Origin of the sequence: Methylobacterium sp. NPDC097929 (assembly GCF_049543375.1) — a bacterium.
GTDB lineage: Bacteria > Pseudomonadota > Alphaproteobacteria > Rhizobiales > Beijerinckiaceae > Methylobacterium.
This window is the reverse complement of the sequence record NZ_JBMVEP010000015.1, coordinates 82973-97285: the sequence shown is the minus strand read 5'-3', so window position 1 is coordinate 97285 and position 14313 is coordinate 82973. Positions and strand designations below refer to the sequence as shown.

General features: G+C 62.5%; 13 protein-coding genes. All 13 read left to right on the top strand.

The genetic code is table 11. The features are described 5' to 3' along the window. The first annotated feature begins 128 nt into the window (after positions 1-128). The 13 genes from ACPCJR_RS23435 to ACPCJR_RS23375 all read left to right on the top strand — a co-directional run bounded on the left by ACPCJR_RS23435 (position 129) and on the right by ACPCJR_RS23375 (position 14206). A complete protein-coding gene (locus ACPCJR_RS23435) occupies positions 129-1085 on the top strand; it encodes an ABC transporter substrate-binding protein (RefSeq protein ID WP_391515226.1) in 957 nt (318 codons plus the stop codon). Next, positions 1082-1954, top strand: coding sequence for an ABC transporter permease (locus ACPCJR_RS23430; protein WP_391515228.1), 873 nt, complete (start codon positions 1082-1084; stop codon positions 1952-1954). Before ACPCJR_RS23435 ends, ACPCJR_RS23430 begins: the two co-directional genes overlap by 4 nt. Continuing rightward, entirely contained in the window at positions 1947-2726 is a 780-nt protein-coding gene (locus ACPCJR_RS23425; RefSeq protein ID WP_391515229.1) for an ABC transporter ATP-binding protein, read from the top strand. Before ACPCJR_RS23430 ends, ACPCJR_RS23425 begins: the two co-directional genes overlap by 8 nt. Further along, a complete protein-coding gene (locus tag ACPCJR_RS23420; protein ID WP_391515231.1) occupies positions 2726-3550 on the top strand; it encodes an alpha/beta hydrolase in 825 nt (274 codons plus the stop codon). The genes ACPCJR_RS23425 and ACPCJR_RS23420 overlap by 1 nt, the downstream gene beginning before the upstream one ends. After that, positions 3547-5472 carry an allophanate hydrolase gene (gene atzF, locus ACPCJR_RS23415; protein ID WP_391515233.1) on the top strand — a complete coding sequence of 642 codons (1926 nt, stop codon included), beginning with the start codon at positions 3547-3549 and terminating at the stop codon, positions 5470-5472. Before ACPCJR_RS23420 ends, atzF begins: the two co-directional genes overlap by 4 nt. A 489-nt stretch (positions 5473-5961) precedes the next feature. Then, entirely contained in the window at positions 5962-6234 is a 273-nt protein-coding gene (locus ACPCJR_RS23410) for a hypothetical protein (RefSeq protein WP_391515234.1), read from the top strand. 195 nt (positions 6235-6429) lie between these two features. Then, complete coding sequence (locus ACPCJR_RS23405) at positions 6430-7788, top strand: tyrosine-type recombinase/integrase (protein WP_066765849.1); 1359 nt, start codon at positions 6430-6432, stop codon at positions 7786-7788. A gap of 125 nt (positions 7789-7913) precedes the next feature. Continuing rightward, on the top strand, positions 7914-8507 hold the full coding sequence (locus ACPCJR_RS23400; RefSeq protein WP_082733479.1) for a DUF6088 family protein: 594 nt from the start codon (positions 7914-7916) through the stop codon (positions 8505-8507). Between the two features lie 421 nt (positions 8508-8928). Further along, positions 8929-9681 (top strand): DNA-methyltransferase, encoded by a 753-nt coding sequence (locus ACPCJR_RS23395; protein WP_231736621.1) that lies wholly within the window; start codon positions 8929-8931, stop codon positions 9679-9681. Positions 9682-9684: 3 nt separating this feature from the next. Next, entirely contained in the window at positions 9685-10146 is a 462-nt protein-coding gene (locus tag ACPCJR_RS23390) for a BglII/BstYI family type II restriction endonuclease (protein ID WP_066765845.1), read from the top strand. A gap of 13 nt (positions 10147-10159) precedes the next feature. After that, positions 10160-11461, top strand: coding sequence for a hypothetical protein (locus ACPCJR_RS23385; protein ID WP_066765843.1), 1302 nt, complete (start codon positions 10160-10162; stop codon positions 11459-11461). A 19-nt stretch (positions 11462-11480) separates the two neighbouring features. Then, positions 11481-13376, top strand: a complete 1896-nt coding sequence (locus tag ACPCJR_RS23380; protein ID WP_126006082.1) for an SNF2-related protein — start codon at positions 11481-11483, stop codon at positions 13374-13376. Between the two features lie 2 nt (positions 13377-13378). After that, a complete protein-coding gene (locus ACPCJR_RS23375; protein WP_241231374.1) occupies positions 13379-14206 on the top strand; it encodes a DUF3883 domain-containing protein in 828 nt (275 codons plus the stop codon). Positions 14207-14313: the final 107 nt, after the last annotated feature.

Genomic DNA, 14313 nt, shown 5'->3' with positions numbered 1-14313 from the left:
GCATCCGGCTCTCCTCCTCGAAAGCCGGGCATCGAATCACATCTGCGCCGCTCTCAAAACCCCAATCGATTCAATCCGATCGGACACTGCTCTAGGCTCGCGGCATCGGTACATGCAGGAGCCGCCCGATGATCGACCGTCGCAGCCTTCTCGCCGGTCTCGGAACTGGCCTCGTCGCGAGTTCACTCCCCGGCCGCGCCGCGCGGGCACAGGCCGCTCCGACGGTCATCCGGATGGGCTCGCTCAAGCTGATTCACTCGATCGCGCCCCACTTCTACGAGCGCTTCACGCCCGAGGGCGTGCGGGTCGAGGTCATCCCGTTCGAGAGCCCGACCGAGGGCAAGAACGCCGTCGTCACCAAATCGGTGGATTTCGGCACCTTCGGCCTCGCGGCGGCGACGCTCGGGGCCGCGGCGGGCGAGCCGATCGTCGTGATCGCCTCCACCTGCAACCGCGGCATGGGGGTGATCGCCCGCAAGGATTCCGACATCCGCTCGATCAAGGACCTGCGCGGCAAGCGCGTGGCGATCTGGCCCGGCAGCACGCAGGAAGTCTTCGCCCTGGAACGGATGCGCATGGAGGGCTTGTCCGTGAAGGACATCACCCCGGTGCGCGTTTCCTTCTCGGAGATGCATCTCGCGCTCGCCCGCGGCGACGTCGACGCCTATGTCGGCGCCGAGCCGGCCCCCGGCGTCAGCCTCGCCTCGGGCGTCGGCCAACTCGTCGAATACCCCTACGGCACCGAGATGGGCTCGCTCAACATGGTGTTCGGCGCCCACCGGGACACGCTGGCCGAGCGGCCCGCCCTCGTGCGCACCATGCTGGAGATCCACCGCAAGGCCACCGAGTTCGCCGCCAAGGACCGGGAGGCGATGATTGCCATGGCGGTGTCCAAGCTCGGCCAGAAGCGCGAGGCGCTGGTGCTCTCGGCTCCGAACGTCGAACTGACCTGGAAGCTCGGGCCGGACGAGGTGCGGCAGGCCAAGATCTACGCCGATCGCATGCTGGCCATGAAGCAGATCAAGCGCCTGCCCGAAGACGGCTTCATCGACACCCGCTTCGTCGACGCGATGAGGGACGCATGAGCGCCGCGATCGAGGGCGCCGCCCTTCCACCGGTCGCCCTGCCGGCCCAGAAGCAGGCCCCGATGCCGGCTGCCCCTTACCGTGCCCTCCTCAAGCGCCTGCGCGGGCCGGCGCTGGCCCTGGTGGTGCCGCTGGCGACGCTCGCGTTCTGGCACGTCGCCACCGCGGGCCGGCCCTACAGTCTCGTCCCGCCCCCCGCCGAAGTCTGGCTCGCTTTGCGCGACATGGCGTTCGGCGGCATCAACGACGACGCCTTCAGCGCCACCCTGTGGACCCATCTCTGGGCCTCGCTGTCGCGGGTCTATGGCGGCTTCGCGCTGGCCGCCGCGGCGGCCCTGCCGCTCGGCCTGATGATCGGGCGCGTGCCCCTGGTCCGGGCGCTGCTCGATCCCGTGCTGCAGATCCTGCGGCCGATCCCCGTCACCGCGTGGCTGCCGCTGGCCATGATCCTGTTCGGGCTCGGGGCCACCTCGGCCTTCTTCCTCGTGTTTCTGGGGGCCTTCTACCCGATCCTCGTCAACACCGTGTTCGGCGTGCGCTCGGTGGAGCCGCGCCTGTTCGAAGCGGCGGCGATGCTGGGCTGCACGGGCCCGGCCCAGTTCCTCCGGGTGGTGCTGCCCGCCGCCCTCCCCTCGATCTTCACCGGCCTGCGGCTCGGGCTGGGCTTCGCCTGGGTGGTGATCGTGGTCGGCGAGATGACCGGCGTCCAGACCGGGCTGGGCGCCGTCATCATGGAGGCGCGCCAGCTCTCACGCACCGAGATCGTGATCTGCGGCATGGGCGTGATCGGCATCGCCGGCTTCGTCTCGGACTGGATCGTCATGCGCATCGGCCGCCGCCTCCTCTCGTGGAGCCCCTCCCATGGCTGAGCCCACCGTTCCCATCCTGACGATCCGCGACGTCTCGAAGACCTACACGGCGCGAGGCGGCCGGACGGAGGCCCTGCGCGGCGCCGGCCTCACCGTCCAACGGGGCGAGTTCGTCTGCCTGCTCGGCGCCTCGGGCTGCGGGAAGTCGACCTTGCTGCGCGTCGCCGCCGGTTTCGAGGCACCGAGTTCGGGCCAAGCCCTGATGTGGGACAAGCCGATCGCCGGTCCCGCGCCGAGCCGCGGCATGGTCTTCCAGGATTACGGCCTGTTCCCCTGGCTGTCCGTGCGCGACAACATCGGCTTCGGCCCCAAATCGCGGGGCCGCCCGGCGGCGGAGGTCCGAGACACCGCACGCCGCTACATCGATCTGGTCGGTCTCGGCCGCTTCGCCGACGCCTATCCGCACCAGCTCTCCGGCGGCATGAAGCAGCGCGTGGCCATCGCCCGGGTCCTCGCCAACGAGGCGGAGATGGTCCTCATGGACGAGCCGTTCGGGGCGCTCGACGCCATGACCCGCGAGCGCCTCCAGGACGAACTCCTCGACCTCTGGGCGCGGACCGGCCTCACCGTGCTGTTCGTCACCCACGCCATCGAAGAGGCAATATTCCTCGCCGACCGGATCGTGATGATGTCGCCGGGACCGGGCCGGATCGAGACCGTGCACACCGTCGATCTGCCGCGGCGCCGGGACGTGTCGAGCCCCGCCTTCAACGACCTGCGCCGCATGCTGTCGGCCCAGCTCCACAGCCACCACGCGCCAAAGGCCGCCTGATGGCGACCGAGCCTGACTGGCGCGGCCTCGACCGCGCCGCGCTGACCCGGGCCTACGACAATTCCGGGGCGGTCCGGGACAGCGCCGCGCTCGTGGCGGGCTGGCGCACCCGCAGCGCCGCCTTCCGCGAGGGCAAGGCGGGACAGACCTTGGCCTACGGCCCCGGACCGCGGCAGGCCGTCGATCTCTACCGCTGCGGCGCGGCGGGGGCACCCTGCCTCGCCTTCGTCCACGGCGGATACTGGCAGCGCAACGCCCGCGAGGATTTCACCTGCATGGCAGAGGGGCCTCTCGCCCTCGGCCTCGATGTGGCGCTGGTTGGCTACACGCTGGCGCCGGAGGCGAGTCTCACCCAGATCGCAGGGGAGATCGGGGCTGCGCTGTGCCTGTTGCGGCAGAAGATCGGCCCCTCGCGCCTCGTCGTCGCGGGCTGGTCGGCCGGCGGTCATCTCGCGGCCCTGGTGACGACTCTTGCGGCCGACACGGCCGATGCCGCCCTGGCGGTAAGCGGGATCTTCGATCTCGAACCGATCGCTGCGACCGCGCTCAACGATGCGCTGCGCCTCACTCAAGCCGAGGTGGCCGAACTCTCGCTGATCCGCCGCCTCACCCCGGGCGGGCCGCCCGTCTCGGTGATCTATGGCGGGGCCGAGCTGCCCGAGCTGCGCCGTCAATCCCAGGAGTATCACGCCGCCCGCCGGGCGCTTGGCCTCGCCGGCGACTGCCACGCGGTGCCGGGGGCCGACCACTTTAGGGTGCTCGACGCCCTGATCGCGCCGGACGGCGCCATCGCCCGAGAAGCCGCCCGCCTCGCGGGCCTATGACACGCACGAACGAGGACGGACCCGTGCCTCCCTTCCCGACGATCTCCGCCCTGCACGCGGCCTACGCGGCCAGCCTTCATCCGAAAGTGGTTCTGGCCGAGACCTACCGGCGCCTTGTTGCGATCGCTGATCCCGGCATCTTCCTGACCCTTCTGCCCGAGGCCGAGACCATTGCCGCGGCCGAGGCGCTCGGCCCGTTCGACCCCGTTGCCAAGCCGCTCTGGGGCGTGCCCTTCGCGGTCAAGGACAACCTCGATGTCGCCGGCGTGCCCACCACCGCAGCCTGCCCGGACTTCGCCTTCGTGCCGTCCGAGACCGCGCCGGCGATCGCGCGCCTGCTGGCCGCGGGTGCCATCCTGATCGGCAAGACCAATCTCGACCAGTTCGCCACCGGTCTCGTGGGCCTGCGCACGCCCCATCCGGCCCCGCGCAACGCCCTGAACGCCAGTCTCGTGCCCGGCGGATCGAGCAGCGGCTCGGCGGTCGCGGTGGCGCACGGGCTCGTCGCCTTCGCGCTCGGCACCGACACGGCGGGCTCGGGCCGGGTGCCGGCCGGCCTCAACAACGTGGTCGGGCTGAAGCCCTCGCTTGGGTCCGTGTCGAGCCGGGGCCTGCTGCCGGCTTGCCGGACGCTCGATACGGTCTCGGTCTTCGCCGGCACGGTCGCGGATGCCGACCGTGTGTTCCGGATCATGGCGGGCTACGACGCGGCCGACCCCTATTCCCGCGACTTGCCGCTGCCGGCTCGAGCCCCGGGGCTGCCGCCCAGCCTGCGCGTCGGCGTACCGGATGCCGCAAGCCTCCGCTTCGGCGGCGATCCCCTGTCGGAGGCCGCCTTCGCGGCGGGGCTCGACGACCTCGCCGCCCTCACCGGCTCCGCTCGGGCGACCGATCTCGCGCCGATGTTCGCGGTCGCCGCACTCCTCTACGACGGCCCCTGGGTCGCCGAGCGCTACCAGGCGCTCCGCCCGCTGATCGAGACCCGTCCCGAGGCGCTGCACCCGACCACCCGCGCGGTGATCGGCCGGGCCAGGGACTTTGCTGCCGCCGACGCCTTCGCGGGCCTCTACCGGCTGGCCGAGCTGCGCCGGGCTGCCGATGCCCTGTGGGATCACATCGACGTGCTGGTGGTGCCGACCTATCCGCGGCCGGTCACCTGCACCGAACTCGAAGCGGACCCGATCGGGCCCAACAGCGAACTCGGGACCTACACGAACTTCGTCAACCTGCTCGATCTCTGCGCGCTCGCCGTACCCAGCCGCTTCCGCGCTGACGGCCTGCCGGCGGGTCTCACGCTGATCGCGCCGCGGGGCCGCGACGGGCTTCTCGCAGCCCTTGGCGCTCGTCTCCACGCGGCGGCCGGCGTCCAGATCGGCACGAGCGGAGCGGTGGTGCCGGCGCCAGAGGCCGGTCCGACGCGCGCTGGGCCGGACGAGATCGAACTCGCGGTGATCGGCGCGCATCTCTCGGGACTGCCGCTCAACCGCGAGCTGACTGGCCTCGGGGCACGCTTTCTCCGAGCGGGCGCCACGCGGCCGGATTACCGACTCTACGCGCTGTCCGGCGGTCCGCCCCGGCGGCCGGGCCTGCTGCGCGTCGCAGCCGGTGCCGGCGCGGCCATCGCGGCCGAAGTCTGGGCCCTGTCGCCGGCCGCATTCGGCCGCTTCGTGGCCGCCATCCCGGCCCCCCTCAGCATCGGCACGCTTCACCTCGCCGATGGCACCGACCCCAAGGGGTTTCTCGTCGAGGCCGAAGGGATCGGCTCGGGGACGGATATTACCGAATACGGCAGCTGGCAGCGTTACCTCGCCGTGCAGAGCGACGGAGCGGACCGCCCCACCGCGGTCGAACGCAGTCCCTCCGCGTCGCCTAGCGCTCGTGCGCTTTCTGCAAACCGGTGCGCTTGCGTTGAATCTCGTTGAACGGACCAGCCTATTTGCTCACCAAATAAGAGTTCCGCACACCCCCGCGAACGATTGAGGGACCGCTTTCGCGGCTCATCCGGACCTCAATCGGCACCGGTGCAAATGTCTGCTCGGGGTTCACGAGGAGCCCATCACCTGATCTGTACTGAACGCTCGCCTGCTTCTTTGCTAAGGTCTGAGGACTGGCCACGATTGGCAAGGAGACGCAGCAAGCGACAACTAGATGCGTGATGTTCCGCTTCGGATCAAGACTTCGCCTATGCCGACCTGATGATTCGTCTAAAGCGGCTCCGCGCTCCCGGGATTTTGGACCGTGCTCATGCCTGTGCGGCAGGGGCCCCGCGAGCTGACCTTTCAGTATGTCTACGCCCAACCACCGCCGATGAATTCTCATCGGCGGTAGCTGTGCTGTCCGTTACGCGCTGCGGCGACGCAGCTCGGAGAGCCGAGCGTGATCTGGCGAGAGCTGCCCTCGGCCGGATCCGTATGGTCAGCCCGAATCCAACTGAGATCGGGCCCGAACTGATCGAACGCTTCGGGCGTCTGCTGCGCGAGAATGTGACCTCGGGTGAGATCCCTTTCCGGAAAGCGTGGCTTCAGGCGATTGTCGATCGGGTCGAGGTGGGAGCGGACGTGATCCGCATCGTCGGCGACAAGGAGAGCCTGGAGAATGCCCTGACGGGTTCGGGCGGCGAAGTCGTGTCCAGCGTTCGCAGTTCTGTACGGAAATGGCGCACCCGACACGATTCGAACGTGTGACCTTTGCCTTCGGAGGGAATATGGCTAGCTCCGCCAAAAAGCGCAAGGAGCCGCCAATGCCCGCCTATCTCCCTGTAAATGCTAAACAATTTGAATTCCTTCTCCGCCGAAGCTACTCTTCTCCCCGCCACAGTTTTCGCCCGCGTGCTTACGTGGTGCTTACGCGAGAGGAAACGGTAGGGTCGGAGGAAGCCCATGCCTAAGCTCACTAAACGGGTCGTCGACGCCGCAGACGGTCGCGAAAAAGATTACGTTATTTGGGACGACGAACTGCCCGGTTTCGGCCTCAGAGTGTTCGCCTCCGGCAAGCGCAGCTACGTCATTCAGTATCGGCTCGGCAAGCGATCGAGACGTTTCACGATTGGCCTGCACGGCGTCTGGACGCCCGAGCGGGCCCGCCAGGAAGCGAAGGTGCAACTGGGGCGTATCGCTCAAGGCGAAGACCCGGCAGAAGAGAAGCAGCTCGACAATAGGGCGATCACGGTCAAAGAGCTGTGCGACCTCTACCTCGCCGACCTGAACGCCGGCCTCATTCTCGGAAAAGGCGGGCGCCCGAAGAAGCCAGGCACGATCGCCTCGGACATTGGCCGAATCCACCGGCACATAGTCCCCTTGCTCGGTTCCCGACGGGTGAAGGATCTGACCAAGGCCGAAATCAACAAGGCCATGAAGGACATCATGGCGGGCAAGACGCGCCTCGTTGCCAAGACCAAGAAGCTGCGAGGAAAATCGATCGTCAAGGGCGGAGCCGGGACGGCTACCCGTACGATCGGCTTGTTCGGTGGAATTCTCACCTACGCCGTGGATGCTGGCATCATCGAAGTGAACCCTGCCCACGGTGTGCGGCGACCGAAGGACAGCGTCCGCGCTCGGAGGCTCAGCGAGGCCGAGTATCGCGTGCTTGGCCAGTTGCTCGCTAAAGCGGCCGAGAACGAGAAGTATGAGGTTTCGGTCGAATTGATCCGCCAGCTTGCGCTGACCGGCTGCCGCCGAACCGAAATGGTCACTCTGACTTGGGCCGAAGCCGATACCGATTCAAGCTGCCTGCGACTGACGGACAGCAAGGAGGGAAGGTCAATCCGCCCAATCGGCCTGCCTGTCGTGGAATATCTGGAGAAGCGCCGGAAAGTGAGAGCAGGCACCTACGTCTTCTCGGGCCAAGGAGATGATAACGCTTTCGGAAGTTTGCCGAACCATTGGGAGCAGATATTCGACGATACGCCGCTCGCCGACATCACGCCTCATGTCCTGCGACATAGCTTCGCCAGCATCGCAAATGATCTTGGCTTTACGGAGGTCACCATCGCTGCATTGGTTGGGCATTCTAAGGGCTCCGTCACCAGCAACTACATACACACGCTCGACACGGCGCTGATCATGGCCGCTGATACCATCTCCGGCTACATCCAAGGCCTTCTGGACGGCATTGAATTCAAGCAAACCGCATACGCCGTTGATCGCGAGTCGCGGCGGTCAGCCCTCGCTCGTTTCCTGCAGCAAGCTTCGGCGGCGGACGCAGGTCCTCGAAGCGAGGATCAACCTGTCGCAGCTTAGCGTGGCGCTGCTTCGAAATCTGTTGACGCTTAATGAGGTAATGACACGGACGGTTGCTAGTCAGAAAAACTTGCGCTATTTTCTGACACATGAAAACGGTGGCCGACTCTGTTCCTGACTTGGTTATGAAGCGTGTGCGCGCTCGCGGGCGCGGCAGCGTTTTCACACCCAGCGATTTCCTGACGGTCGCTGCTCGCCCATCTGTTGATCAAGCCCTTTGCCGGTTGGTTAAAGGCGGACATCTCCGTCGCCTCGCGCGAGGGCTCTACGATTTCCCAAAGTTTCATCCCGAGCTTGGGGCACTGTCACCTGCGCCAGACGATATTGCCGGCGCTTTTGCCCGAGAGACCGGTTCGCACATACAGATCGCGGGCGCGCGGGCTGCGAATGCTCTTGGTCTAGTATCCCAAGTGCCGGCCCAGAGCACCTATCTGACTGATGGCCCATCACGCCGTGTTGTGCTGGGTAAGCGGGTCGTGGATATCCGTCACGCCTCACCCAAGCATCTTATCGCGCCGGGTAGCCCAGCGGGAACTGTGGTTCAGGCGCTTCGCCATCTCGGCCCCGTTCGGGCGGCTGACGTTGCACGGGTTGCGGTGAGCCATCTGTCTCCCAGTGACAAGAAAGTGCTGGCTTCAACTGCCATCAAAGCTCCTGCTTGGATGCGGCCTACGCTAGTCTCGATCGCCAACGCATCAGCGCCTGAGGTGAGCAATTGATCTCGCACGTCTCGTCACCGCTGATCGTGCGCCGCCCGTTGAAAAGAGTGATACCGACGGGGGCAAGGTGGCAGTTCCAAAGCCGGTTGAAAGGGCAGGTCCAACCCCTTTCCCAGGTCGCGACTCGCCGCACTTCTCAGCTTTTCAGACAATGTAAGAACCAGCGGTCATTCAGCCTCGCCGCGGCTGGCGACGGGCCATACCCTAACGGCATGTCGAAAGGCGATCCAAGTTGCGAAAATCATTAAGCTTTCCAGGCGCCCCCGACGCTGACGTCGATCTTGCCAACAAAGCGGCTAAGTGCGAACACTCTGGCGTGAAAAGGTCAGCGCAAAACGTCATCCCGTTTTCTTCTAAACCGCAGCACACAATCGAGTGCGCGGACAACATCGATTTCATGCGGTCTTTAAAGAAAGAAAGCATGAACCTGATTGTTACTTCGCCGCCCTACAACATTGGCAAAGAGTACGAGCGCCGGACGTCGCTGGAGCTTTACATAGAGCAGCAGGCTTCCACCATCGCGGAGGCAGTGCGTCTTCTTCATCCCAACGGCTCGATTTGCTGGCAGGTCGGCAACCACGTGGATGATGGAGAAGTATTTCCACTCGACATAGTTCTGTACGGGCTGTTCAAGCAACACGGGCTCAAGCTTCGTAACCGCATCGTGTGGACCTTCGGGCACGGGCTTCACTGTCAGCGTCGGTTTTCTGGACGGCATGAAACCATACTGTGGTTCACGAAGTCGGACGATTACATATTCAATCTCGATCCGGTTCGAGTGCCATCGAAGTATCCGAACAAAAAACACTTCAAAGGCCCGAACCGGGGCGAGCTTTCAGGTAACCCCTTAGGAAAGAACCCTGCGGATGTTTGGGACATTCCGAACGTCAAAGCCAACCATGTCGAGAAGACGGACCACCCGTGCCAGTTTCCCGTGGCGCTGGTTGAGCGCCTCGTGCTTGCTCTAACAAACCCTGGCCAGAACGTGCTCGACCCTTACCTGGGTGTTGGCTCGTCCGCTATCGCCGCGCTCAAGCATGGGCGGATGGCTTATGGCTGCGACATTACACAACAATATATCGATATTGCCGCCGATCGCATCGACAGCTTCTACGCTGGTGATCTGAGAACCCGCCCGCTGAACAAGCCGGTCTACGATCCGAACGAGGGCTAACGGATGAAGCTTCAATTCATCTACGATCACCATCACGGGCGGGCCGCGTGGGAAGAGCGCGACCTTTATGAGTGGATCACGGATGTCTTCGAGGCTCCTGCGATCAAGATGCAGCCTGGTTGCACCAACGACATCCGCAACCACATCGCCGCTGAATTTACGGCGGAAGGTTGGGCGCTGAACGTTAAGATCGATCAGGAGCTGCGTAACACGGTCACCGCCATCAAGGATGATCTCGCGTTCCAAGTTCAAACCGGAAACATGAGCCGCGCGCCCTATGACTTGTTGAAGCTGGAATATCTCGCTCAATCGAAGCGGATCAAGGCGGCCGCGTTCGCCCTGCCCACAAAGTTCGCCGCTTCAAAAATCGGCAGCAACATCGCCAATTTTGAGCGTGTCTCAAAAGAGCTGGCGGTCTTCGCGCAGGTCATCCACGTGCCTATCCTCCTGATCGCGTTCGAATAAGGGCGAGCCAGCGATGCCGTATAAGGTCCAGCTCACCGCGCCTGTCAGCCGCGCCGCGACAATTGCCAGCAAAGTGGTTGCGGCAACCGAAAAGCGAGAGTTTTACGGCTTCCGGAATCGCGTCCATAAACTGCCGTTCATCCAGGTGCCGATTGACCTTCCGGTCTATCGCATGGAGAACTTCCGTACTTTCACAGATCAGCGCGACTACATCGCCGAGAATGGAAAGAAGTCGGACTACTTCGCTGCAGGTACAGAGTCCGAAGAGGTTCAGCAAGCTCAGCATCAGCTCCTGCACCGCCTCTCCCTCAAGGGCAAAGCCGACTCGGTCGTGCCTGTGTCAGATGTGCTTGAGACGGAGGGGCAACGCCAACCGTTACTGATCACGGCGGGCGGAATTGTCGTAAATGGCAACCGTCGGCTCGCGGCGCTTCGAGAGCTTTATGACCAGGGCAGCAAGTTCGCGCACTTCAGCCACATCGACGTGCTCGTCTTGCCAGCCGATGCAACCGCCGAAGAAATTGTCGACATCGAAGCAAATTTGCAGGCGGTGCCAGAAACAAAATTGGACTACGACTGGATCGGCGAGGCGCAGCTGATCAGTCGCCTGGTCAATCTCGGACGCACGCCAAAGGTAGTCGCCGATCAGCTTCGCCGGAAAGAGAAGGACGTAAAGTACGCCATCCAAACGCTGGCGGAGGCTGACCTTTATCTCAAGGAGGCTCCAGGCACTAAAGGGAATTACAGCGAAATCCGCGAGGACGCAGAACAGCTTTTCGGCGACTTGCCGAAGCTCCTTGAAGGTAAGTCGGAGGCTATGAAAGAGGCCAGCCGTGCGATTGCGTGGTCGCTTTATCAGAACAAGGGCCGGCTTGAAGGACGCCTCTACGACTACAATCCTGCTATCGGCACGCTTGCGGATAATGTCCTCGACCGCGTCGCAGGTGAACTGGGCATCGTGACCGAAGTTGAGGAGGCCGATGATGACGATGGCGCTGACGACTTCGCAATCGACATCGGGGACGAGCCACAGCCCACAAGCTTTGCTGGGGTAATTGCCGCCCTTCGTGCACAAGACAATGAAGCGGCTATCGAAGCGCTGATCGAAGCTGCGCAGACGGAAATCCAGCTAGACAAGGGTCAGAAGTCTGGCGGGGCTGCGCTGAAGGCGGTCCAGCAAGCCCACACGAAACTTGCTTCCGTCGATATGTCACGGGCCGAGAAGTCGACCGTTCCGAAAATTTCCAAGCAGCTTGATGCCATAAAGAAAATCGTTGCGGAGCTTGAAGGCAAAATCGCGAAGCTGAAGTCTTAGGTTGGAAGCGGGCCGCGCAATGCCTCTCGAAATTGGGATCGATTACGACACGCCGAGAGTCCGGGGAACGCTGTCTAAGACCGGCGACGAAGGCATCTCGCCGATTTGGGAACGCTTAAAGGCTCGATTTTCTGCTCAGGCCGACGCCATCCTTTTGGATGATGTCATCGACCTTCCTTGGCCTGAAGTGCTTGGCGTCATCCGTGAGTTCGGGAGTGCGAGCACTCAGAAGGCGTTGGCGTTTCGACTTGTACCGACCGACCGCGCAAGGGCGAAGGTTGCGGCTTTCGTAGTCGAGACGAAAAAGGCCCGCGCGTCGAAGGACACGTTGGTGCTCCAAATCGACGAAAGGGAGATTCAGCCGCGGTTGGACGCCCTTGGATTTCGGCGGCAGCTCAAACCCTTCCAGTTGAGGGATTTAGCGCGCCTACTCTCATTGCCGCATGGGGCGAACTTCTCGGTACCCGGAGCGGGCAAAACGACCGTCACCTTAGCGCTAAGTTTGCTCGCGGCCAAACCCGATGCCCACCTCTTTGTAGTGGCTCCTAAAGCGGCTTTTCCGGCGTGGCGCGGAATCGTAGCGGAGTGCGTAGATGCGAATGCGCCAGAGTGGGTCCGTGAAGAATTCACTGTCTTGTCGGGCAGCGACTTGCAGAATGAAGTGGCCCTTCGGAGCGGTGCTCGTCGCTTCTTGATGTCCTACGATTTGCTCGTCAGGCAACAATCGCTCGTTGCTGCCTACTTCTCGCGACAATCCGTCCATTTAGTGCTCGACGAGTCACATCGCATGAAGGCGGGGCTTGCATCACAGAGAGGGGCGTTCCTCATCAATATCGCGTCCTCGCCGGCGCGCCGCGACATTCTTTCCGGAACTCCGATGCCACAGGATGCCAATGACATGGCGTCCCAACTTAGCTTCCTGTGGCCGGGTCAGGGATACGATCTTCAAATCCAGCGGGGCGTATCGCCGCGCCAGGTGCTCGGTGATTTGTATGTCCGCACGACGAAGCATGAGCTGGGCCTTAAACCTGCTGTCCGGCATTTCCATGATGTGGCGATGGCCGATGGCCAGTTAGCGCTTTACGGCGTCGTTAAAGAGGAGGTTCTCCGACAAATTACCAAGGCCATGTCGAGGGCAAGTCAGCCGGATTTCTTATCCGCGCGTAAGTCTGTCATGCGCCTCTTGCAGCTTTCGACTAATCCTACGTTGGCGCTGCAAGCTATGACGCGGGACATGCGCGACATCTCCTCGGGCATCGCCGACAAGGTCGTAGAAGAAGGTGCATCTCTCAAGATGAAAGCGGTGTGTGCGCACGCGCGCGCATTGGCGAAAGAGGGAAAGAAGTCCGTCATCTGGACCATCTTTACGCAGTCGATCCTCGATCTCGAACGTCTTTTGGCCGACCTGAATCCCGTGTCGCTGTATGGGGCCATTCCCACTGGCGAAGCCACGGACATGAGTACGCGAGAGGGCCGTCTCGCAAAATTTCACCAGGACCCGTTCTGCAAAGTGATGATCGCGAACCCAGCAGCCGCTGGTGAGGGCATCAGCCTGCACACTGTATGTCACGACGCCATCTATCTCGACCGAAGCTATGTCTCCACGCATTACCTGCAATCGATAGATCGAATTCACCGTCTCGGGCTGAAGCCTGGGACCGAAACGAACATTCACATCTATCGCACCAAGGCACCCGCTGGTTTGGGGAGCGTCGATCTTTCCGTGAGTCGGCGACTGGCGCAAAAAATCCACGGGCTCGAAAACTTGCTCGATGACTCTGATCTGCGCCAGCTCGCGCTTGATGAAGACGAGGCTGACGATCCCATCGACTACGATGTGGACATGCAGGATCTAGTCGATCTAGTAGAAGAGTTGGAAGGTAAGCAGCCGGTTGAACCTCAAGAAGAGGCTTGACCGTGGAATTTGATCGCCTCTTCAGCATTTCAGCCTTCGAAGGTCTGCGCCTCATGCGCGCAGCTATCGCGACAGTCCCAGAAGTTACGCTCGAAGCTTGCCCTGAAGCGCTGATTGCCCATTCGCCGCAGGCGAAGATGTATGACCTTGAGGCAGCGAGAGAGCTTCATTTTCTGGTGGCAACAGATGCTCCGCACGAAACTGTCATGTTTTATCGTGAGTGCATCCTGGCTGTGCTTATTCTCAAAATGCCGGCATTTGCAAAGCTTATGACGTTGGGGCGCGGGCGATTTATCAAGCGGATTAAAGGCGCGGACTATCGTGATATTCGGAGCGTGTTTCGTGAAGCGAAGCTTCTGGATGATCCGCCTTCAGATAGCGACATCTCTTGGTGGGACCTCGTCCAAGGCCGGGTGCGTCTAAACTTCGACCAGGAGAGGTTGGTGCGGGCGCGATACGCAGAATCCTTGTCGATGGCACACGAAAGGACTGAACTCGCAAAGTTGGGGATTCAAAGAGATCCCATTTGGATGGCAATTGACGATAACACGGCAGGTTACGACGTCCTGTCCTATCGGCTTACCGGCGTCGGAGAAAGTAATCTGCTGATCGAAGTTAAATCGACGATTGCTTCCCCTCTAAGATTCTACGTTTCGCGGAACGAATGGGACAACGCTGATCAGATTGGCGAGGCATACCTGTTTCACGTTTGGGATATGGATAAAAACCCTCCCATCCTTCACATCCGCACCGTTGATCAAATTCGACCCCACATTCCTTCAGACAACGACAAGGGAAAATGGACAAACGCACAGATTCCCATTGGGTAGCGAGCGTTTGAGAGAGGACTTCAGGGTATCGCCGAGCGGCTATTTTGATTCCTCGTTATGGGCAGAGCACCTCGATACCAAGCTGGGGAGTGTCTGAAGGCTGTTCG

What these genes read in the sequence shown, in the direction of transcription:
- ACPCJR_RS23435 (WP_391515226.1), top strand. Translation starts at nt 129, where the DNA reads ATGATCGACCGTCGCAGCCTTCTCGCCGGTCTCGGAACTGGCCTCGTC.
- ACPCJR_RS23430 (WP_391515228.1), top strand. Translation starts at nt 1,082, where the DNA reads ATGAGCGCCGCGATCGAGGGCGCCGCCCTTCCACCGGTCGCCCTGCCG.
- ACPCJR_RS23425 (WP_391515229.1), top strand. Translation starts at nt 1,947, where the DNA reads ATGGCTGAGCCCACCGTTCCCATCCTGACGATCCGCGACGTCTCGAAG.
- ACPCJR_RS23420 (WP_391515231.1), top strand. Translation starts at nt 2,726, where the DNA reads ATGGCGACCGAGCCTGACTGGCGCGGCCTCGACCGCGCCGCGCTGACC.
- atzF (WP_391515233.1), top strand. Translation starts at nt 3,547, where the DNA reads ATGACACGCACGAACGAGGACGGACCCGTGCCTCCCTTCCCGACGATC.
- ACPCJR_RS23410 (WP_391515234.1), top strand. Translation starts at nt 5,962, where the DNA reads ATGGTCAGCCCGAATCCAACTGAGATCGGGCCCGAACTGATCGAACGC.
- ACPCJR_RS23405 (WP_066765849.1), top strand. Translation starts at nt 6,430, where the DNA reads ATGCCTAAGCTCACTAAACGGGTCGTCGACGCCGCAGACGGTCGCGAA.
- ACPCJR_RS23400 (WP_082733479.1), top strand. Translation starts at nt 7,914, where the DNA reads ATGAAGCGTGTGCGCGCTCGCGGGCGCGGCAGCGTTTTCACACCCAGC.
- ACPCJR_RS23395 (WP_231736621.1), top strand. Translation starts at nt 8,929, where the DNA reads ATGAACCTGATTGTTACTTCGCCGCCCTACAACATTGGCAAAGAGTAC.
- ACPCJR_RS23390 (WP_066765845.1), top strand. Translation starts at nt 9,685, where the DNA reads ATGAAGCTTCAATTCATCTACGATCACCATCACGGGCGGGCCGCGTGG.
- ACPCJR_RS23385 (WP_066765843.1), top strand. Translation starts at nt 10,160, where the DNA reads ATGCCGTATAAGGTCCAGCTCACCGCGCCTGTCAGCCGCGCCGCGACA.
- ACPCJR_RS23380 (WP_126006082.1), top strand. Translation starts at nt 11,481, where the DNA reads ATGCCTCTCGAAATTGGGATCGATTACGACACGCCGAGAGTCCGGGGA.